Here is a 20,501-nt window from a genome sequence, read left to right as displayed (position 1 = left end):
TAATATTAATTGCCTTATTGTAACGGGTTTAGCAAGCGTTAAATTGCTTTACAAATTTCGTATCAATTTTTATTTTGAGGCGCTATTGAAATCCTATATTTGCTACCTCTTAAAATTATAAGCACACCATGGCAGACGAAAAGATCATATTTTCTATGGCAGGGGTAAGCAAAGTTTACCCACCTCAAAAAACAGTACTTAAAAACATTTATCTGTCGTTTTTTTACGGCGCCAAAATTGGTGTGATCGGTTTAAACGGTTCGGGTAAGTCATCGCTGTTGAAAATTATTGCAGGGATAGACAAGACAAATATTGGCGAGGTAGTATTTTCGCCGGGTTATACCGTTGGTTACCTGAGCCAGGAGCCCGAGCTTGACCCAGATAAAACCGTAAAAGAAATTGTAGAAGAAGGCGTAGCCGCTACTACCGCGCTTTTAAAGGAATACGAAGACATCAACGAAAAATTCGGCCTGGAAGAGTATTACAGCGATGCTGATAAAATGGATAAGCTGATGGCTCGCCAGGGTGAATTGCAGGACAAAATAGATGCAACCAATGCCTGGGAACTGGATGTAAAGCTGGAGCGCGCCATGGATGCCCTGCGTTGCCCCGAGCCGGACACCAAAATTTCGGTATTATCGGGTGGTGAGCGCCGCCGCGTGGCTTTATGCCGCCTGCTTTTACAGGAACCGGATGTTTTATTGCTGGATGAGCCTACCAATCACCTGGATGCCGAATCTATCGACTGGTTGGAGCAGCATCTGAAACAATATAAAGGAACCGTTATTGCCGTAACACACGATAGGTACTTCCTGGATAATGTTGCCGGCTGGATCCTGGAGCTTGACCGCGGCGAAGGCCTGCCGTGGAAAGGTAACTACTCGTCATGGCTGGAGCAGAAATCAAAACGTTTAGCGCAGGAAGAAAAAACCGAAAGCAAACGCCAGAAAACGCTTGAACGTGAGTTGGAATGGGTGCGCATGGGGGCAAAAGGCCGCCAGGCAAAAGGTAAGGCACGTTTATCAAACTACGAAAAACTGGCATCCGAGGAAACAAAGGAAAGGGAAGAAAAACTGGAGCTGTTCATCCCGCCGGGGCCGCGCTTGGGTAATATCGTTATCGAAGCGAATAACGTAACCAAAGCCTATGGCGAAAAGGTATTGTTTGAGAACCTGAGCTTCTCGCTGCCACCTGCAGGTATTGTAGGCATTATAGGCCCCAATGGTGCCGGTAAAACTACACTGTTCCGTTTAATTACCGGGCAGGACCAGCCTGATGCAGGTACCTTCCGCGTAGGTGATACCGTTGCCTTAGGTTATGTTGACCAGATGCATGACGACCTTGACCCTAACAAATCTGTTTGGGAAAACGTAACGGATGGTTTAGATAACATTATGGTGGGTAACCGCCCGCTAAACTCGCGCGCCTACGTATCTAAATTCAACTTTAACGGTGCCGATCAGCAGAAAAAAGTAGGCGTTCTATCAGGTGGTGAGCGCAACCGGGTGCACCTGGCTATCACGCTTAAAAAAGGGTCTAACGTGTTACTGCTGGATGAGCCTACCAACGATATTGACGTAAACACCTTGCGTGCGCTGGAAGAAGCACTTGAAAACTTTGGTGGCTGTGCGGTGATCATCAGTCACGACCGCTGGTTCCTGGACAGGGTTTGTACCCACATCCTGGCGTTCGAGGGCAACTCGCAGGTTTACTTCTTCGAGGGTAACTACAGCGACTATGAAGAGAACTACAAAAAACGCGTTGGCGACGTGGCACCTAAAAGGTTGAAGTATAAAAAGCTGACGGTATAATAGAGCGTCAAGAAGTAAGAGTCATGATACAAGGCCGTAAAGTAGCCCGGATGTTTATGCATCCGGGCTACTTTGTTTCATACACGTTATTGCGAGGAGCGTAGCGACTTGGCAATCCTCTACATGCTTATCGCCAACTATTCTGTCGAAGCGTTGCCAAGCTATCGCTCGCAATGACGGGTCTTTTAACATTCGGCTATACGTTTATAACCGGATATTTGCGCTTATAAACCTTAAACGCCATCCACAAACCAATACCAGCTAATAGCAATACCCAAAGGTTGGCCAGGCCAATTATCAGATCAATAAATAAATACCAGCCATTACTTAGTGCCATCAAAAGGCGGTTGCCAAAAGGCATTTTATAAGCTGATGGATCATCATTAGCTATAGTTTCTTTATAAATGGTATTGCTTTGGTAAAAGTTAAGGCTCACTACACTAAAGCTAACAGCCTGGTCAATTTTTTGATTATTGATCTGTCCGTCTATCATATCGTCCTTTAGCCAAAGCACCGCTTCCGGATTTTTAATTTTTATTTTGCCGGTTTTTTGCTGGGCAACCATTTCCAACCGGTTCTTCAGTTTCAGCTTTGCCGAAAGGTAATCTAAAGATTTATCCTCTATATCCATCTTGCTCGAGATAACATAAATGCCCATGTGGCTAACGTGGTTCATAAAATCTTCCAGTTTTTCTGATGGCACCTTCACCGTCATATCGGCAGTGGTGTTAAATGCCGATACACGCAGTACCGAATCATTACTTAACCGCATATCTTCGCTTCGTTGTATAGACGTACCCATTTGGTGGTGCATTACCATACCGCTTAATTTTGCAGTAAGGCGTGATATAGAGTCGCCTGTTTGTTGCACGTTCTTTACTTTAAAGCTTATGTCGGCAGTTTTTACCAATTTGGGTTTGGCTTCCGCAATAGAATCGGTTATGCTGCTGCCGTTTGCTGTATCAGCGCTGGTGCTGCTATCGTTATTCACAACTTCGTAGCCACCGTTCCGGCCTTTGCAGGCTGCAAATAAGGCTATAGCCATCATTGCAATAAAAGTGCTTGTTTTCATAATTGTTTGATGATTGGTTTAGTATTGATACCAATTATCAAACAATAGTAACCCTATATGCTCATCATAAGCAAAATGTTACAAGGCGAGAAGAAAGATTACTTATCAGGAGAAAAGCATAAGGCATTATAGCATAATGCACAGATGCCGTTACTCTTGGTACTATGTTATGCGATAACCATTTTTTCCAGCGCATCTATCCATTTAGGCGCATTGTTTAAACTCTCTACTAACTGAACGTGCTCGCCACCCAGGGCTTTAAATTCATCGCCATATTCGTGGGTTACCTCAAACACGGTTTCCAGGCAATCAGATACAAAGGCGGGGCAAAATACCAGCAGGCGCTTTTTACCTTCTTTAGCCAATGTTGCAATGATCTCGCTGGTGTAGGGCTGCACCCAGGGGTCGCTGCCCAGGCGCGATTGAAAACAAACGGTGTACCTGTCTTTAGATAAATTCATTTTAGCGGCGATGAGCCTTGCCGTATCATGTGATTGTGCCGAATAACACAATTTATTGGTGTCGTTTAAGGTATCGCAGCAATCATTAACCTGCAGGCAATAGCTTTGGGTATGGTCGCATTTTTTTAGCTGGCGCTGCGGTAAGCCGTGAAAGCTGAACAGGATATGATCATAAGTTTCGGGCTGATATTTTTGCGCATTATCCGCAAAAGTTTCTATCATCAGCTCATTATCGTGAAACGAGTTTAAAAAAGATATAGTTGGAATGGTTTGCCACTCCTTAACCAGGCGCATCACTTTCTCTTGTACAGAGCCTGTACTGGCCGAGGCATACTGCGGAAACAGCGGTATTACCTGAATTTCGCTTACCAGGGCCTCTTTTAACCTTTGCAGGGCCGATTCAATAGACGGGCTTTGGTAGCGCATGGCCAATTCTACCATATAAGCATCGCCCAGGCGTTGCTGTAAGGCGGCTTGCTGTAACAAGCTGTAGTGCATTAAAGGCGAACCTGTTTGCTTGTCCCAAATGGCCTGGTAAAGTTTGGCAGACTTTGGCGCACGGAAAGGTACAATGATGCCTTTTACCAAAACGGTGCGTAACGCCGGGTTAACATCAATAACCCGCCCATCCATTAAAAACTCATTCAGATACTTACGAACATCCGCTGTAGAGGGGCTGTCTGGTGTACCCAGGTTTACTAATAAAACTCCTTTTTTTGCCATAATTTATAAGAGCGGCAAATGTAATAAAAAACACCCTAAACGCTTGATGCAGGAACTATTATTGCAAATTGATGATAGGTGTAATTACCATCATTGCAATGGCGTGAATTTTTACTTTTTCACCGTCCATAACTTCCACCAGGGTACCCAGGGGGCATCATGGTGCTCGTAATGATACCCGAAAAAGTAGCAGCTAAAAAAAGCCAGGAAGTGGTTGCGTTTTAAACTGCGCGACTGGTGTTTATTATCATGCTCGCCTTTGTGGGGTAAATAAGTGCCAAAATAAAATAATTGTAACGTGCTTAGTAACGAAGGTACCACCCAAAACAGCACCAGATTAGGTTGCGGGATCCAGATCTTAAGTACATTAAAAATAATAGCCATAATTACAATTTGCCATACAGACAGGTAATTACGGATAAACCTAACATACCATTTAAAAAAAGCCCCGTTATGGTAATCAGGGTCTGCATCTGTGTGCACGTGGTTGTGGTGCTGGTGGTGTTTGGTATATAGTTTAGGGTACCAGAACGAGGCGTATAAAAAAGTACTGATAAAGCCAATGGCTTTATTTAAGTTATTATTTGGCGCAACGGTACCGTGCATAGCATCATGCGCAGTAATAAAAAGCCCCGTGTACAAATGCATCTGTAATAAAATAAACAGGTACAGCAACGGGTTTTTGTAATCAACCTGCCATTGCATCAGCAAAATGGTTGATGCCGCCCAGCTGCCCAGCACCAGCAGGGCAATAAACAAACCGGTATATGAGGGTGATTTTTGCAAGATGATTTTTATACAGCAAATAGCATGCTGCTAATAGTTTTCCAGTTCGGCTTTTACTTTTTGCATCAGCCACATTGGGGTTGATGTTGCGCCTGCTATACCAACCTTGTCGCCGGCGTTAAACATGCTTTTATCCAATTCATCTATAGATGATACAAAATAAGTATCGGGATTATGTTTTTTGCAAACCTCGTACAGTACCTTACCGTTTGATGATTTTTTGCCCGATACAAATACTACCTTATCAAATTTTGTAGCAAAGGCGGGCAGGTCTTTATCACGGTTGCTTACCTGGCGGCAAATAGTATCGTTAGCCTTTACCTCGTACCCACGCGACAGCAATTCTTCCTTCACGCTGTAAAACTTCTCCATGCTTTTTGTCGTTTGGCTATAAAGGGTGAAGCTTGCAGGTAGTTCGGCGTTATCCAGCTCGGCTATATCCTGAAAAACCAGGGCGTCGCCATTGGTTTGCCCTTGCAGCCCTATTACTTCGGCATGGCCGTGCTTGCCAAAAATCAGGATCTTTTCATTACTGTCATACGATGTTTTGATGCGGTTTTGCAGTTTTAAAACTACCGGGCACGATGCATCTATCAGGGTAATATTGTTTTCTAAGGCGGTTCTGTAAGTTTCGGGCGCTTCGCCATGTGCACGGATCAGTACCTTTTCGTTATGCAGATCAGATAGTTCGGCGTGTTCAATTATGCGCAGGCCCATTGCTTTTAGCCTTAATACTTCCTCATCGTTATGCACAATATCGCCCAGGCAGTACAAATATCCATCTTCGGCCAAAATTTCTTCGGCCATATCAATAGCATAAACCACCCCAAAGCAAAAGCCCGAATCCTGGTCTATTGTAACTTGTAACTGATAATTACCCATGTTGGTACAAAAATACTAAATTCTAAACGCTAAATTCTAAAATTGAATATAAGCAACTGGTAAAACTCTGGTCATTATTTTATAACATCACCGCTAAATTCAACGCTCCAAAAAATACAAATTCGGTTATCAGTAATACGGGTGCAGCCTTGCTTTGTTTTTTAAACTTAAACCATTCAAATATCCCCAGCATCAACACGCTTACCAAAAACCAGCAAATGTAATTTTTAATCGGGATAATGCCCCCGGCCCAGTGCCAGTAATCAAACCTGATGGCAACAGGTTCTATCAGCAGATCAAGCAGTACCAAAATAGCGGCACCCGTTACCACCCGAAAAACAGCGCTTTTTAACCTGCTGCGCTGCATAGTTACCCCTACTGCATAAATCAGTAAAAACCAGTTTACGCCAATCATCAAAGGTATCTCCAAAAGTTTTATGCCGAGTGTTTTGCCGTATGCATAATTGCCAAAAAGTAACCCGGTGTGTACGCCCACCCATTCGGCGGTAAAGCCCAGTAAAAAAGTAACTAATGTAAAAATGCCAAAGCGATTGTTCGGCTTATCGTGCCCAAGCATTATCACCAGCATCATTAGTAGCAGGTGCCAGGCAACCAACTGTAAAAACAGCGGCCTTGTTGCAGCAACGGATAAGCCGGTAAAGCCAACAGCATGAAAAAGTATAATAACCGCAACGGCAACCTTTGGGGTGATATTTAAACTTTGCGGCCTTTCCATTCAGTGGTTTTAGTTAAATGCTTTTGTATAGATTTAATGCCGATAACCAACAGGTTAAGCATTTGTAAAGGGTGCAAAAGTACGTTAAGTAAAGCATTTTGCCCTGATAGAAATGATACCATAATGCGCGATAACACAATAAGGCTTACCATAAAACTTATTAGCTGCAGGCTGCCGGTACTAAAAATAAGCAGCGGCCCGCCTATAAGCAATGTTAAATATATTAAAAACATAGGGATGCTGTAATTAAAGGCAGCCATAAAGTTTTTGCTAAACCCGTTTAATGCCTCGGTATAGCCGGTGTACATGCGGCAGGTTATCATACGGTTTGCCAGCAAACCTTCGCCGTTATAACCATAAGCCTTTATAGTTTTCATGATCTCTACATCCTCTACAACCTTGTTCTTAACCAGTTTGTGCCATTGGTTATGATGGTAGGCCGCTGCATCAAACAGCATGAACTGCCCGCTGGCTGCTGCCACGGATGCTTGTTTTTTAACCAGGTATATCAGCCTTAACGGCAGCAGGTTGATCAACACATAATGCATAAGCGGCACAACGGTTAACTCGCCAATTGTTTTCATCTCCTGGTTGGTAAATAAGCTTAATAAGCCAAGCCCCCGTAAGTGCATCCGGTGAACGGCGCTGTTAATTAAACCGTTACTAACCGTTTCATCTGCATCTAAAAAAAGCAAATAACTCCCTTTTGCCTTTTGCGCCAGTTGATGGCAGGCATAATTTTTACCTATCCAGCCTTTTGGTAATCCCCCGCCTTTAATTACTTTGAATTTTGGATGATCTGCAGCAAAGGCTAAACAAATGTTATAAGTGTCATCTGTCGACTCATCATCCAATATAATTACTTCATAGTTGTTATAATCCTGCTGATGAATGGATTGCAGTAAAGAGATGATATTGCCCTGCTCGTTACGGGCAGGTATCAATACAGATACCAGGTCTGCATAGCGGGTGCCGATGCGCGGCAGTTTGGGGTTGGATATAAAGTTAAACAGGGTAACTGTAAACCGAAGTATAATAAAAAAGAATATAACCGATATTGCTACAACCACTGCCTAAATAACAAATTGTGTTTGTGAGAGTTTTGAAAAATTGTAATGCTGCTGATAAATATCCTGAAGCCTGCCCGCATCATTAGCCTTTAAAAGCTTTAAATTAACGCTGGCTGTTGGCTTTTTATGTTGCAGGGTTTCTATAAATGTTGCGGCCAGTATGGTTTGGCATTTATCGCCTGCCGCTTGCATGATCCTGCCGGCGCCTTTTTCTAAATTTATTTTATCTGCAAAATTGGAGTAAAGCTTACCCTGTGGAAATATCAGCACCAGATTGTCGGGATCGTTTAGTAGTGTGGCTGCATAATTTAAGGAAGCCAGTATATCGCGCGAGTTTTTACTTACCGAGAATGCACCCAGGTATTTAAAAAAAGAAACTTTTTGTATCGTTTCTTCTATCACCATTACATGAAAACGCTTTTTAAATAGCTTTTGGTTGATATAATACATCAAAAAACCATCCCACCAGCTAAAGTGATTGGCCAGCAATAAAACAGATCTGTTTGCATCTGCTGAAAGGCTGTTAAACTTTACCGCATAAAAATTACTTTTTACGATCCGCAGGATGTAATGATGGAAAAACCAGGTAATGAGTTTATTTTTTTGCGGATATATCATAACTAATGCTCCACCTGTATTTGTGCTTTGAGGGCTTGCTGATGAAAGGTATTTATTTGTGTAACCAATTCGTCAAAAGGTACTTCGCCTGCCACGCCGCAATCAAATAAATGGAAAAACACCGATGGCTTTAAGCTTTCAAAATAATCTATCAGTGCGCAGTTATAAACAATCTGGCAGGGCCCTTTTATATTCTTGATCAGTCGCTCGATGCCCTTTTCTACCTTAATTTCGGTAGTGTGGTTTGAGATCAGTTCGCCTTGCGGAAATACCACCACCAGGTTTTGAGGATCATTCAACAACCCCGCGGCATATTGCAAGGATTTGACCATCTCGCGCGATGATCTGTTTATCGAAAAGCCCCCAAAAAGATTCAGCAGCATCCGCTTTTGCAGGTGATCTTCCTGCATCATAATGTACAGATCTTTGTTAAGGTGCCAATAGGCCAGGTAATTTCCCCACAGGCCATCCCACCAGCTAAAATGGTTACAAAGCAATAGCACAGAATGCCCTGGTTTTGGCGTAAAGGGTGTAACCACCAGCCGGTTAAAAGCTTTACGCATACGGTAGCGCATATATATGGCAAACCAGTTGCTAAAAAGTTTTACTCTGCGTGCGGGTATCATTGCTGCAAATTTACTAAATACTCATCCAGTTGTTTGGTAACCAGCCAATGCCCCATATCTACCTCATGCACCTCGGCATGGGGCAGCTTATCAATAAATGGCATGGCCGCTTTCATCGGGAACAAATTATCGTGCCTGCCAAATATAAGCCTGCATTTTATATGGTACCGGTTAATCAGCTGCGCTATTTTGGTGGTATCGGGTTTTAACAAACGGATGAGGTTTAGGGTATAATAAACATCCTGCCGTTTTTGTTCGGTATCAATTTCATTATAGGCTATGTGGTACAGGCTTTCGTCAATAAAATTAACCTTTTTTAAATTTTTAAGCAGCGCCGGCGCCAGCCATTTACTTTTGGTGACCCTTTTAAATAAATATTTACCTATAGGCTGATAAGTTAAAAATTGAAAGCCTTTGTAAACCGATAATCCATCGGGCGCCATCAGGATCATATCATCAATCAAATCGGCATACTCTTCTACCAGTATCAAAGCCACATTCGCGCCTATAGAGTATCCCATTACCGAAAAACGCTGCCTGCCGTATTGTTTAAACCATTCTTCCATGTAAGCTTTTACCATGGGCTTAGGCATACCTTCTATAATTTGTTGTCCGGTCCAGTCGCCAAGTTTACTTTCACCATGAAAAAAATGATCGAAACCATAAACGTGGTATGCTGTTAGGACAGACTTTTCGAGCACGTGGAATTGCCTGCCCGTCATCCCGTAGCCATGAAAAGCGAGCAGCGGTTTGCTGCCTGTTCCATATTGGTGATAATGTGCCCTGCCCAAGCCGGGGATATCCAAAAAGCCCATAACAGCAATATTAAGAATTACTCCTTTAATATGCATGTCATTTTCTGGCGAAATTGAACTATGGCAGTAAGGTGAAAGGGCTAATGCTGCTCCTTCATATAAGCCATTATAGTATCTGTAGCACCAACATTTTCAAAAACATACTTTTTAGCTGTTGCCGAAGCCGCGTGCCGTGTAGTTTCATTATTCATTAATAAACCCGCAATACGGTTTAATTCCTCCTGCGAATTGATGCTGAAGCCTGCTTGTAATTTTACCAGGTCTTTTGCCTCTTTAAATTTATCGTGTTTAGGGCCAAAAATAACCGGCATGCCAAAGGCCGCGGCTTCTAATGTATTGTGGATGCCTGCGCCAAAGCCGCCGCCTATATAAGCTATATCTGCATATTGATAAAGTGAGGAGAGCATACCAATGTTATCTATGATTAGACATGAGATGTGAGATGTGAGATGTGAGATTTGGGAAAACCTTAATGTTGTTTCTTTTGGTAACAAATTCATCAAGCTGTTTATTTTATCCTCTCCAATCTCGTGCGGTGCGATGATAAATTTCCAATGGGGGTGTTGGGCAATCAGGTTAGCTATCAACTTTTCATCGGCAGGCCAGGTGCTGCCGGCAATAAATAGGTTTTGCCCGTTTTTAAATTCAGCTACATATTTGAGTGATTTGGGCTGCTGTGCATTCGCCCATACCCTGTCAAACCGGGTGTCGCCGCTAATAGTAACATTGGTAATACCGGCATCGTGCAATAAATGTTTAGAATCTGAGTCCTGAACAAAAAACCAGGTCGCCATTTTTAGCATGTTGCGGTGCAGGCTGCCATACCACTTAAAAAAAACCTGCCCGGGCCTAAAAATGCCCGATATGATATATAGCGGTATATGCTGCGTGTGTAATTCGTTAAAAAAATGATACCAATACTCGTACTTGGTAAAAATAGCCATTACCGGTTTTATCGTATTAACAAAAGTTCGGGCATTAGCAGCCCTGTCAAGGGGTAAATAATACACAGCATCGGCAAGCGGCGTGTTTTTTCTGGCTTCGTAGCCCGATGGCGAGAAGAAAGTTATTACAATTTTATACTGCGGATAACTGCTCTTTACAGCCTCTAAAACAGGGCGGCCCTGTTCAAATTCGCCTAATGATGCAAAATGAAACCAGATGCTTGCTTCTATTTGCTGCACTTGCTGCCACTTGCGCCCGTTTATCCATAATTTGGCTTTATTTTTATAAAATGAAACTATATACACAAGCGTGTAGTATAATGTAATGCCAATGTTGTATAGTAAGCGCATTTTTAAATTGCTAATTCTTATCTTCGTCGGCATAAAAGTAATAACATTAATAACAAAAAGTATTTATGAAAATAGCTGTTGTTGGAACAGGTTACGTTGGATTGGTAACCGGCACATGTTTAGCCGAAACCGGTAACCAGGTTACTTGCGTTGATATTAACGAACAAAAGGTAAAAATGATGCAGGAAGGTAAACTTCCCATTTATGAGCCGGGTCTTGAGTTGCTTTTCCATCGTAATATCAGCCAGAAAAGGCTGCTATTTACAAATGTTTTGGCTGATGCTATTGCTGATGCTCAAATCATATTTTTAGCATTGCCAACTCCTCCGGGTGGTGATGGCTCGGCAGATCTGAGCTACGTTTTAGGCGCTGCTAAAGATATTGCCAAATTAGTTACTGATTATAAGGTTATCGTAACCAAAAGCACCGTGCCTGTTGGCACAGCAGATAAAGTTACAGCTGTTATAAAGGCCAATACCAATATAGAATGCGCCGTGGTATCAAACCCCGAATTTTTGCGCGAAGGTGTGGCCGTTGAAGATTTTATGAAACCCGACCGTGTAGTAGTAGGTACTACCGACGAGCGCGCCCGTAAACTAATGGCCGAGCTTTATGCGCCATACGTACGCCAGGGTAACCCGGTAATATTTATGGATGAGCGTTCATCAGAGTTAACCAAGTATGCTGCAAACTCATTCCTGGCTACCAAAATATCATTTATGAACGAGGTAGCCAACCTTTGCGAACTGGTTGGTGCAGATGTTGATATGGTGCGCCGGGGCATAGGTGCCGATAACCGTATCGGTAACCGCTTCCTGTTCTCGGGTATTGGCTACGGTGGCAGCTGTTTCCCTAAAGATGTGCAGGCCCTGGCAAAATCGGCAGAAGAGAACCAGTATGATTTTAAAATCCTTAACTCGGTTATGGAAGTTAACGAGATCCAGAAAAAAGTGCTGGTACAGAAGTTGAAAAAATACTATAACGGCGACTTAAAAGGCAAACACTTTGCCATGTGGGGCCTGGCCTTTAAGCCGGAAACTGATGACATCCGCGAAGCACCTGCTTTGTATATTATTGATGAATTACTAAAAGAAGGTGCAACCATCAGCGTGTTTGACCCTGAGGGTATGAATAACGTAAAGGCACTTGTAGGTGATAAAATTACTTACGGAGCTGATGCTTACGAAACTTTAAACGATGCTGATGCTTTACTGATCGTTACCGAATGGTCGGCTTTCCGCACACCAGATTTTGAACAGATAGGCAGCCTGCTTAAAAGCAAAGTGATATTTGACGGCCGTAATCTTTACGACCTGCAAAAAATGATAGATCTGGGCTTTTATTATAACAGTATCGGCAGAAAAATAATTAACTAATGGCCAACCGAAAAAGAATTTTGATAACCGGCGCAGCCGGTTTTTTAGGCTCGCATCTTTGCGACAGGTTTATTAAGGAAGATTACCATGTTATTGCCATGGATAACCTGATAACCGGCGATCTGCGGAATATCGAGCACTTGTTTAAGCTGGAAAATTTTGAGTTTTACAACCACGATGTTTCCAAATTTGTACATGTACCCGGCGAATTGAATTATATATTACACTTTGCTTCGCCGGCAAGCCCGATAGATTATTTGAAGATCCCTATCCAAACCTTAAAAGTAGGGTCGTTAGGCACACATAATTTGCTTGGGCTGGCACGTGCCAAAAAAGCAAGGATGCTGATCGCTTCAACATCCGAAATTTATGGCGATCCAACCGTTAACCCGCAACCCGAAGAGTATTGGGGTAACGTAAATACAGTTGGCCCGCGCGGCGTATATGACGAAGCCAAGCGTTTTCAGGAATCTATTACCATGGCCTATCATACTTTCCATGGGTTAGAAACCCGCATTGTCAGGATCTTTAACACTTATGGCCCGCGTATGCGTCTTAACGACGGGCGGGTATTGCCGGCATTTATTGGCCAGGCCCTGCGCGGCGAACCGCTAACCATGTTTGGCGATGGGTCGCAAACCCGGTCGTTTTGCTATGTAGATGATTTGATTGAAGGTATTTACCGCCTGCTGCATAGCGATTATGCACAGCCCATGAACATTGGTAACCCTGATGAGATCACTATTCGCGAGTTTGGTGAAGAGATTATCAAATTAACCGGTACCGATCAGCAAATGATCAGCCTGCCTTTACCAACAGACGATCCTAAACAGCGCCGCCCGGATATTACCAAAGCACGCGCCATATTAGGCTGGGAGCCAAAAGTATCCCGCAGCGAAGGTTTAAAAATAACTTATGAGTATTTTAAATCGTTGCCAGAGCAGGAGATTCAGCATAAAGATTTTACTTACTATAATAAGCAATAGTAACAATTATACCTGTAGTGCGTTATTAAACAGCCTTACAGGTTTAACGGTAATAACCGTTTAAAACTATCTACCTATGAAAATATTAGTAACGGGCGGCTTGGGCTTTATTGGTTCGCACACTGTTGTAGAACTTATTAATGCAGGGTACGACCCGATAATTGTTGATGATCTTTCAAACTCCAACATCAAAATATTAGATCAGCTGGAAAAAATAATAGGCCTTAAGCCTGCCTTTTACCAGTTAGACCTTTGTGATGCACAAGCTGTAAAAGATTTTGCTGCAAAGGAGGCAGATCTTGCCGGTATCATTCATTTTGCGGCGTACAAGGCCGTTGGTGAGTCGGTTAAGGAGCCTTTAAAGTATTATTATAACAACTTTTACTCGCTTATCAATATCCTGAAAGCTTACGATGGCAAGCCTTTGAATTTTGTATTTTCATCAAGCTGTACCGTATATGGCCAGCCGGATGTTTTGCCGGTAACCGAAGATGCACCTGTAAAAGCGGCGCAATCGCCCTATGGCAATACCAAACAAATAGCCGAAGAAATACTGAAAGATATTGTTGCCGCAGGTACCGGCTATAAAATAACATCATTACGTTACTTTAACCCGGTAGGTGCGCACCAAACCGCTTTAATAGGCGAACTGCCCAACGGTGTACCGCAAAACCTGGTGCCGTTTATCACACAGGCAGCTATTGGTAAACGCGAAAAGATAACGGTATTTGGCGATACCTACAACACATCCGATGGCAGCTGTGTTAGGGATTATATCCATGTAGTTGATTTAGCTAAGGCACACGTGGCCGCTATTAAACTTATGGAGCAGCCCGCCTTTAGCGGTTACGATGTGTTTAATATTGGCACAGGTAACGGCAGCTCGGTATTGGAAGTGATCAAGGCATTTGAAGAAGCCACCGGCGTAAAACTAAAGTACGAGATAGGGCCGCCACGCGATGGGGATGTAGAGCAGGTTTGGGGCGACGTAAGCAAATCAACCGAAAAATTAAACTGGAAAGCCGAACTTGACCTGAGTACAATGATGTCATCGGCATGGAACTGGGAGAAATATATTGCCCAAAACCCATTATAATTAACATCTATTCGCATGAAAAAAATTATTATTACAGGTGGCGCAGGCTTTATCGGCTCGCACGTGGTTCGTCGCTTTGTAACCAACTACCCCGATTATACAATTGTAAACCTTGATAAGTTAACTTACGCCGGTAACCTGGCCAACCTTAAAGATATTGAAGGGCAGCCTAATTACCGTTTTATAAAAGGCGATATTGTTGATATTGAATTTGTAAACCATCTGTTTGAGGCCGAGCAGCCGGATGCGGTGATCCACCTGGCGGCAGAATCGCACGTAGATCGTTCTATTACTAACCCGCTCGAGTTTGTTTATACCAACGTGGTGGGCACCGTTAACCTGCTTAATGCGGCTAAAAACCTGTGGAAGGGCCAGTATGATCAAAAACGTTTTTACCATGTATCTACCGATGAGGTTTACGGTACCCTGGGCGATACGGATATGTTTACAGAAAAAACCGCCTATGATCCGCATTCGCCATATTCGGCATCAAAAGCAAGTTCCGATCATTTTGTAAGGGCTTATTATGATACTTATGGCCTGGGCACGGTGATCTCTAATTGCTCCAACAATTATGGCTCGTACCATTTTCCGGAGAAGTTGATACCGCTGGCTATCCATAATATTAAGCAAAATAAACCGGTACCCGTTTACGGTAAAGGTGAGAACGTACGCGACTGGCTTTGGGTGGAAGACCACGCCAGGGCAATAGATGTGATTTTTCATAAAGCGGCGGCTGGTTCTACCTATAATATTGGCGGCCATAACGAATGGAAAAACATTGACCTGATTAAACTGTTATGCACCATACTGGATAGTAAACTGGGGCGTGAAGAAGGTGAATCGGCAAAACTGATAACCTACGTAACAGACCGTGCCGGGCACGATCTAAGATATGCTATTGATGCTACCAAACTTAAGGATGAATTAGGGTGGGAGCCATCAATAACCTTTGAAGAAGGCCTGGAGAAAACGGTTGACTGGTACCTGGCAAACGAGCAATGGCTAAATGATGTTACCAGTGGCCATTACCAGGATTACTACCAGGGGCAATACAACGACAGGTAGAGAGATGTTTGGACTATTTAAAAAAAAGGAATCAAAAAAAGCAGTAACATTTGATTACAGCACTGTAGTTACTGATATGCATTCGCATGTTTTGCCCGGCATTGATGATGGCGCACAAACTTTAGAAGATTCTGTTTACCTGATCAGAAAAATGATGTCGCTTGGCATCAAAAAAATAATTGCTACTCCGCATATTATGATAGATTATTATCGTAACGATGCAGAAAGCATTGGCAACGCGCTTGCTTTACTTAAAGAAGAGCTGGTAAAGCAAAATATCGACATTGATATATCTGCCGCGGCAGAGCATTATTTTGATGAAACCTTTGAAAAACGGCTAACAGACCGCAAAGTTTTAACCATGGGCGATAACTATGTGCTGTTCGAACTATCATTCATTAATCAGCCGCCAAACCTTATCCCGGTTATCCAAAAAATGAAGGATATGGGGTATAAACCTATTTTAGCCCACCCCGAGCGATATGGTTACATGGATATTGAGCAAATGAAAACCATACGCAGTTGGGGCTGCAACCTGCAATTAAACACCATTGCGCTATCGGGATATTACGGTAAGCATGCTAAAAAGATAGCCGAAGAAATGGTAGATAACCAGATAGTTGATTTTATATCGAGCGATATGCACCACCCCCGCCATGCCGCCGCCTTTGAAAGCACACTCGCTATGCCGTATATACAAAAACTCCTTTTTGATTATCCCTTAAAAAATGTGATGCTTTAAACGTTTTGCAAATGCAATTGGTTTAAAGCATATCTTTTCCATCCCACATTATTTCCCGGTACTTTTCCAAATCTGCGTGAATATGCAATGCCAACTTGTTGTTAATTGCTGTAATTTGAAAGCAAAATCTATTCGAAATTGGCGTGTTAAAACCTTTGGTTTTAGAAATTAATAAATTTTAAATTAATATTTTGAAATGCAATGCTTTTTCACCAATTTTAAAAAGCACTTCAAACAATTTAAAAAAAATATCAAACTATTTTTTTTAATCTAAGCACTTCTCATTTGCTGCAGTAATGCGGCTTAGGCCCGGGATGATCTGTTTATTAACAGTTTACGGGATAACTATTGTATTTTTTTAAGAGGAACCAATATAAACCAAATAAAAACCACTGTTATGAGAAACCAAAACACAAAAAAGAATGTGCAAAGTGCATGGAGCAAAGTTTTAACCATGATATTCGTTCTGAGTATCATGCTCACATCCTGTTCTAAAAACCAAATAAAAAACGATCCGGGGCCGGGGGCTGGTAATACAGCTATTAATAAACTAACCACTTTTTCATCATCAACGCCTATCCCTGCTACAACAAATAATAAGGTAGCCTACTACACATTTGATGCAACCCCAACAGGTAGCCCGGCGGTAAAATTAAGTATGCTTGATTTTGCAAAATCAGCCAATATTGTGGTTGTTTTTGAGGGTACCCCCTGGGAACTTGCAGATACCGCCCATTATACCTATCCCGGTACCATTATGCTGAGTGGTTATTATAAAAACTACCGGTCTATCATTAATGATATTCATACTTTACAGGCACGCGGCGTAAAAGTGATAATTAATGTTGACGACCAAACCAGCTGGAATACCACCACACCTTTTACCACCTATAACGGCATCAAAAAAAGCTATCAGCAGTTTGCCGTTTTTTTAGATAGCTGCGTAACTAACGTATTAAATATGGATGGTATCGGGCTGGATGTAGAGCATCTGGGCAGTACAGCTGCTAATGCCAACTATGTCAACTTAATTAAAGAGTTTGGTAAATACTTCGGCCCAAAATCAACCAAGCCAACCACAACAGTTTACACTGCCGCTATTTATGATGGCGGGCAGGCAGGTTTTGCAATCGGGCAATCTGTAGATGTAGCCAGCTATATGAATTTTGTTATTGACCAGGGGTATTTTGAAGATAATACACAAAGGTTTTACAGATGGGCAAATTACATCGGTGCAGAAAAAACAATGGTTGGTTTAGTAAAAGATTATAACAACCAGGCAAATGGTATAGCTGCGGCAAAATTCCAGCCAACAAACGGTAATAAAGCCGGCATTATGGTGTATGCCGCCAATGTAGATTCGGCTTATTCAAATAATATCCTGCGCGCGTTATCTGCCCCGGTAACTGCTGCAACCGGCGCTGTTTTTTACCAGGATACACAATACGGCTTAACTGCAACCAAGGCAATACCTAAAGGCAGCTACACACTTACCCAGTTAAAAACATATGGCTTTATAGGTAACTGGGCATCATCTGTAAAATTGCCAACCGGGTGGACCATGACCATGTATAAAGGCACAAACTTAAGCGGCACTTCATGGGCGTTAACAACATCCAATGCCGATTTTACCAAGCTGTTGCCAAGTGCAAATGATGTGGTAAATTCTGTTAAGATCAATTAACTGCTATAAAAAACTTCGGTTCAATAAAAGCGCCCGGTTGCATTTATGCAGCCAGGCGCTTTTATTATTTATAGCTTACTCGTATCTTAAAGCTTCTACCGGATCGAGTTTAGATGCTTTTTTTGCCGGATAAAACCCCGATGACAGCCCGATAAATGTACACAGGCCAATTGCTGCAAAAAGCCAAAACCATGGTACAACAAATGTCCCGCTTATTTGCACAGCTATCAGGTTGCCGGCGCCCATACCCAAAATAATGCCGCCGAAACCGCCCATCAGGCATATCACAATAGCCTCAATTAAAAATTGTTTACGAATTACCGATGGTGTGGCGCCAATGGCCTTGCGCAAGCCAATTTCGCGGGTACGCTCGGTTACCGATACCAGCATAATGTTCATTAAGCCTATAGCAGCCCCTATTAGGGTAATGGCCCCAATGGCAAAACCGGCAAGGGTAATACCAGCTAACTGGCCGGATAATTCCTGTTGGATAGAATCACTGCGGGATATTTCAAAGTTTTCTGCCTGGCCTAAACGGATGCCACGTATATTTCTCATCAGGGAGGTTGCCTCGCCTATACTGGCATCCAGTACATCAGGGCTGTTTACGTTTACCGTTACACCAAAGGATGGCTTTGAAGTAGCTGCAATTTGCCTTGCCTTTTGCACCGGGATAATACAGAATTTATCGCCGCCGAAACTGTTACTGCCCTTGGGTGCCACAACACCAATTATCCTGAATTTGCTGCTGCCCAGTAAAATTGATTTATTGATCGGGTCCTCATTTTTAAATAGCTTTTGCTTTAATTCATCACCAATAATAACCACATTGGCGCCGTGCTCCAGCTCGGACGACGAAAAATTACGGCCAAAAGCAAGTTTGTGCCCTTTTATCGCCAGGTAATTATCGTTACTGCCCGTTACAGAGATATTAGGATTGGTTTTAATACTGTTGTATTTGGCGATGGCTGTACCGGTAACACTCAGATCTATGCTGATGCGTGCGGGGAGCTTGTAAAGTTTGGCAAATCTTGCGGCCTCGTCATAACTAATGGCGGGGTATATTTTACGGTGCCCGCCGTTGCCAAAACTAATGCCGCTACCCCGGTTTTGTATAGTAAAGGAGTTTGCGCCCAGCCCGGCAAAGGCATCATTGGTAAATTGCTTTATGCCTTCAATAGCGGTTAATATACCAACCAAGGCCATAATACCAATAGCTATAATCAGCGCCGTAAGCGATGTGCGCAGCCTGTTACCACTAATGGATTGCAGGGCAATAGCTATATTTTCTTTGTAGGATGTTTTTACCGGCATGGCATAAATATATAAAAAACTCGATGGTATGACTATGGGAGGGAGCGGTTTGTTACAGCAGGCCCTTTATTTAAAACATTATTTTAGTAGGATGCAGTAATCAAAACTTGTAGTAACTTCATCATACTGTTACATCAGAATTTTTATGAAAAAAACCTTATCACTCCTGATCATTATCGCCGCATTTGCGCTAAGTGCCCAATCGCAGCAAACCCCGGTAACCGGCAACACAGTTGAACGCCCGGAATCATTTTTAAATAATAAAATAATCATTGACTCGGCCGGGGCGGTTTTGCCCAGGGATAGCTGGAGGGCTTTACTTAATAGTGGCGGATATACATTAAAGAGCACTTCGGAAAGCAGAGATACCATGAGGCTGGTGAGAATGACCGCTGCCGATATTGAATTAAGAGAATCAATGATGCGGTTGCCCAAACAAAGCGAATCTTTCCCGGTTGGGGCAAAAATGGAGATGTTTAAAGCAAGAGATATCACCGGCAAAAAAATAGATCCGAAAGAATTGCAGGGCAAAACCATTGTTTTAAATTTTTGGTTTATCGCCTGCCCGCCCTGCAAGGCAGAGATTCCCGAACTAAATAAAATTGTTGCCGATTATGCTACAAACCCAAATGTTGTTTTTATAGCCGTATGCCTTGACCAGCGCTGGGAAATAAAAGATTTTTTAAAGCAAACGCCGTTTAATTATATGCAGGTTGCCGATGGCCGGTCATACAGTAACGACTTTAATGTTAAAGGCTATCCAACAAGTGTAGTTGTCGATCCGCAGGGAATCATCCGTTTTAGCTCTACCGGTTACGGTGGGAGTGTTAAACACTTAAAAAAGGCAATTGAAGAAAGCAGTAAAATATAATCACACAAAAAAGGCCCTGATCAGGGCCTTTAAAATATCATTTAACTTTATAATTATACCGAAAACGATGTGCCGCAACCACAGGTACTGGCCGCGTTGGGGTTATTAAAGGTAAAGCCGCGGGCGTTTAAACCATCCTGAAAATCTATCTGCATACCGGCCAGATACAAGCCATGTGCCTTGTGCATGTATGTTTTAATGCCGTCTATTAAAAACTCCTGGTCGCCGTCTTTCTTTTGGTCAAAGCCTAAAACATAGCTCATGCCAGAGCAGCCGCCGCCTTCCACACCAATGCGCAAACCAAAATCATCGCTCAGTTCCTGCTGGTCTCTTAATTTAAAAAGTTCTTTTACGGCACCTGTGGTAAAGGTTACAGGTGCGGTTAGGGTTTCAACAATAGCGCTCATCTTATTTTTAATTAACTACACAAATATAAGGTAAAATGCGGATTTTTGCACCGGCCGGATTA

The 20,501-nt window shown here is 42.7% G+C and carries 20 protein-coding genes; 8 read left to right on the top strand and 12 right to left on the bottom strand.

The window, feature by feature from the left end; genetic code table 11:
- The first annotated feature begins 128 nt into the window (after window positions 1–128).
- Window positions 129–1,811 (top strand): energy-dependent translational throttle protein EttA, encoded by a 1,683-nt coding sequence (gene ettA, locus E2R65_RS13730; RefSeq protein WP_134337056.1) that lies wholly within the window; start codon window positions 129–131, stop codon window positions 1,809–1,811.
- Window positions 1,812–2,007: 196 nt separating this feature from the next.
- On the opposite strand, the gene E2R65_RS13725 is transcribed toward ettA, so the two are convergent.
- The 10 genes from E2R65_RS13725 to E2R65_RS13680 form a co-directional block, all read right to left on the bottom strand.
- Window positions 2,008–2,883, bottom strand: a complete 876-nt coding sequence (locus E2R65_RS13725; RefSeq protein ID WP_134337055.1) for a DUF4349 domain-containing protein — start codon at window positions 2,881–2,883, stop codon at window positions 2,008–2,010.
- Window positions 2,884–3,050: 167 nt separating this feature from the next.
- Window positions 3,051–4,067, bottom strand: coding sequence for a ferrochelatase (hemH, locus tag E2R65_RS13720; RefSeq protein ID WP_134337054.1), 1,017 nt, complete (start codon window positions 4,065–4,067; stop codon window positions 3,051–3,053).
- 111 nt (window positions 4,068–4,178) lie between these two features.
- Complete coding sequence (locus tag E2R65_RS13715; RefSeq protein ID WP_229704675.1) at window positions 4,179–4,853, bottom strand: fatty acid desaturase; 675 nt, start codon at window positions 4,851–4,853, stop codon at window positions 4,179–4,181.
- 30 nt (window positions 4,854–4,883) lie between these two features.
- Entirely contained in the window at window positions 4,884–5,735 is an 852-nt protein-coding gene (locus E2R65_RS13710; protein WP_134337053.1) for a 4-hydroxy-3-methylbut-2-enyl diphosphate reductase, read from the bottom strand.
- A gap of 79 nt (window positions 5,736–5,814) precedes the next feature.
- Entirely contained in the window at window positions 5,815–6,471 is a 657-nt protein-coding gene (locus E2R65_RS13705) for a carotenoid biosynthesis protein (RefSeq protein WP_134337052.1), read from the bottom strand.
- The gene (locus tag E2R65_RS13700) at window positions 6,450–7,541 is read right to left on the bottom strand and encodes a glycosyltransferase (RefSeq protein ID WP_134337051.1); all 1,092 of its coding nucleotides are present in this window, start codon (window positions 7,539–7,541) and stop codon (window positions 6,450–6,452) included. The genes E2R65_RS13705 and E2R65_RS13700 overlap by 22 nt, the downstream gene beginning before the upstream one ends.
- 3 nt (window positions 7,542–7,544) lie before the next feature.
- Complete coding sequence (locus E2R65_RS13695; protein WP_134337050.1) at window positions 7,545–8,159, bottom strand: lysophospholipid acyltransferase family protein; 615 nt, start codon at window positions 8,157–8,159, stop codon at window positions 7,545–7,547.
- A gap of 2 nt (window positions 8,160–8,161) precedes the next feature.
- Window positions 8,162–8,785 (bottom strand): lysophospholipid acyltransferase family protein, encoded by a 624-nt coding sequence (locus E2R65_RS13690; RefSeq protein ID WP_134337049.1) that lies wholly within the window; start codon window positions 8,783–8,785, stop codon window positions 8,162–8,164.
- Window positions 8,782–9,636, bottom strand: a complete 855-nt coding sequence (locus E2R65_RS13685) for an alpha/beta fold hydrolase (protein WP_134337048.1) — start codon at window positions 9,634–9,636, stop codon at window positions 8,782–8,784. The genes E2R65_RS13690 and E2R65_RS13685 overlap by 4 nt, the downstream gene beginning before the upstream one ends.
- Window positions 9,637–9,680: 44 nt before the next feature.
- Complete coding sequence (locus E2R65_RS13680; protein ID WP_134337047.1) at window positions 9,681–10,895, bottom strand: 3-deoxy-D-manno-octulosonic acid transferase; 1,215 nt, start codon at window positions 10,893–10,895, stop codon at window positions 9,681–9,683.
- Window positions 10,896–10,960: 65 nt separating this feature from the next.
- Between E2R65_RS13680 and E2R65_RS13675 the strand changes: the two genes are divergently transcribed.
- The 6 genes from E2R65_RS13675 (at window position 10,961) to E2R65_RS13650 (ending at window position 17,847) form a co-directional block, all read left to right on the top strand.
- On the top strand, window positions 10,961–12,271 hold the full coding sequence (locus E2R65_RS13675) for a UDP-glucose dehydrogenase family protein (RefSeq protein ID WP_134337046.1): 1,311 nt from the start codon (window positions 10,961–10,963) through the stop codon (window positions 12,269–12,271).
- Complete coding sequence (locus tag E2R65_RS13670; RefSeq protein ID WP_134337045.1) at window positions 12,271–13,257, top strand: UDP-glucuronic acid decarboxylase family protein; 987 nt, start codon at window positions 12,271–12,273, stop codon at window positions 13,255–13,257. Before E2R65_RS13675 ends, E2R65_RS13670 begins: the two co-directional genes overlap by 1 nt.
- Before the next feature lie 76 nt (window positions 13,258–13,333).
- Entirely contained in the window at window positions 13,334–14,353 is a 1,020-nt protein-coding gene (galE, locus tag E2R65_RS13665; protein WP_134337044.1) for a UDP-glucose 4-epimerase GalE, read from the top strand.
- Between the two features lie 15 nt (window positions 14,354–14,368).
- Entirely contained in the window at window positions 14,369–15,421 is a 1,053-nt protein-coding gene (rfbB, locus tag E2R65_RS13660; RefSeq protein ID WP_134337043.1) for a dTDP-glucose 4,6-dehydratase, read from the top strand.
- A gap of 4 nt (window positions 15,422–15,425) precedes the next feature.
- Window positions 15,426–16,163, top strand: a complete 738-nt coding sequence (locus E2R65_RS13655; RefSeq protein ID WP_134337447.1) for a tyrosine-protein phosphatase — start codon at window positions 15,426–15,428, stop codon at window positions 16,161–16,163.
- A gap of 397 nt (window positions 16,164–16,560) precedes the next feature.
- A complete protein-coding gene (locus E2R65_RS13650) occupies window positions 16,561–17,847 on the top strand; it encodes an EndoS/ChiA family endoglycosidase (protein ID WP_134337042.1) in 1,287 nt (428 codons plus the stop codon).
- Between the two features lie 75 nt (window positions 17,848–17,922).
- Here E2R65_RS13650 and E2R65_RS13645 read toward each other — a convergent pair whose 3' ends face one another.
- Window positions 17,923–19,161, bottom strand: a complete 1,239-nt coding sequence (locus E2R65_RS13645; protein WP_134337041.1) for an ABC transporter permease — start codon at window positions 19,159–19,161, stop codon at window positions 17,923–17,925.
- A gap of 145 nt (window positions 19,162–19,306) precedes the next feature.
- Here E2R65_RS13645 and E2R65_RS13640 point away from each other — a divergent pair, with 145 nt between their 5' ends.
- Window positions 19,307–20,032 (top strand): TlpA family protein disulfide reductase, encoded by a 726-nt coding sequence (locus E2R65_RS13640; protein WP_134337040.1) that lies wholly within the window; start codon window positions 19,307–19,309, stop codon window positions 20,030–20,032.
- Window positions 20,033–20,085: 53 nt separating this feature from the next.
- Here E2R65_RS13640 and E2R65_RS13635 read toward each other — a convergent pair whose 3' ends face one another.
- Entirely contained in the window at window positions 20,086–20,439 is a 354-nt protein-coding gene (locus tag E2R65_RS13635; protein WP_134337039.1) for a HesB/IscA family protein, read from the bottom strand.
- Window positions 20,440–20,501: the final 62 nt, after the last annotated feature.

Origin of the sequence: Mucilaginibacter phyllosphaerae (genome assembly GCF_004378255.1) — a bacterium.
GTDB lineage: Bacteria > Bacteroidota > Bacteroidia > Sphingobacteriales > Sphingobacteriaceae > Mucilaginibacter > Mucilaginibacter phyllosphaerae.
This window is presented reverse-complemented; position numbering and strand designations above follow the sequence as displayed.

Coding starts and splice junctions, on each gene's coding strand:
- ettA (WP_134337056.1), top strand. CDS start 129: ATGGCAGACGAAAAGATCATATTTTCTATGGCAGGGGTAAGCAAAGTT.
- E2R65_RS13725 (WP_134337055.1), bottom strand. CDS start 2,883: ATGAAAACAAGCACTTTTATTGCAATGATGGCTATAGCCTTATTTGCA.
- hemH (WP_134337054.1), bottom strand. CDS start 4,067: ATGGCAAAAAAAGGAGTTTTATTAGTAAACCTGGGTACACCAGACAGC.
- E2R65_RS13710 (WP_134337053.1), bottom strand. CDS start 5,735: ATGGGTAATTATCAGTTACAAGTTACAATAGACCAGGATTCGGGCTTT.
- E2R65_RS13705 (WP_134337052.1), bottom strand. CDS start 6,471: ATGGAAAGGCCGCAAAGTTTAAATATCACCCCAAAGGTTGCCGTTGCG.
- E2R65_RS13695 (WP_134337050.1), bottom strand. CDS start 8,159: ATGATATATCCGCAAAAAAATAAACTCATTACCTGGTTTTTCCATCAT.
- E2R65_RS13690 (WP_134337049.1), bottom strand. CDS start 8,785: ATGATACCCGCACGCAGAGTAAAACTTTTTAGCAACTGGTTTGCCATA.
- E2R65_RS13685 (WP_134337048.1), bottom strand. CDS start 9,636: ATGCATATTAAAGGAGTAATTCTTAATATTGCTGTTATGGGCTTTTTG.
- E2R65_RS13680 (WP_134337047.1), bottom strand. CDS start 10,895: ATGCGCTTACTATACAACATTGGCATTACATTATACTACACGCTTGTG.
- E2R65_RS13675 (WP_134337046.1), top strand. CDS start 10,961: ATGAAAATAGCTGTTGTTGGAACAGGTTACGTTGGATTGGTAACCGGC.
- E2R65_RS13670 (WP_134337045.1), top strand. CDS start 12,271: ATGGCCAACCGAAAAAGAATTTTGATAACCGGCGCAGCCGGTTTTTTA.
- galE (WP_134337044.1), top strand. CDS start 13,334: ATGAAAATATTAGTAACGGGCGGCTTGGGCTTTATTGGTTCGCACACT.
- rfbB (WP_134337043.1), top strand. CDS start 14,369: ATGAAAAAAATTATTATTACAGGTGGCGCAGGCTTTATCGGCTCGCAC.
- E2R65_RS13655 (WP_134337447.1), top strand. CDS start 15,426: ATGTTTGGACTATTTAAAAAAAAGGAATCAAAAAAAGCAGTAACATTT.
- E2R65_RS13650 (WP_134337042.1), top strand. CDS start 16,561: ATGAGAAACCAAAACACAAAAAAGAATGTGCAAAGTGCATGGAGCAAA.
- E2R65_RS13645 (WP_134337041.1), bottom strand. CDS start 19,161: ATGCCGGTAAAAACATCCTACAAAGAAAATATAGCTATTGCCCTGCAA.
- E2R65_RS13640 (WP_134337040.1), top strand. CDS start 19,307: ATGAAAAAAACCTTATCACTCCTGATCATTATCGCCGCATTTGCGCTA.
- E2R65_RS13635 (WP_134337039.1), bottom strand. CDS start 20,439: ATGAGCGCTATTGTTGAAACCCTAACCGCACCTGTAACCTTTACCACA.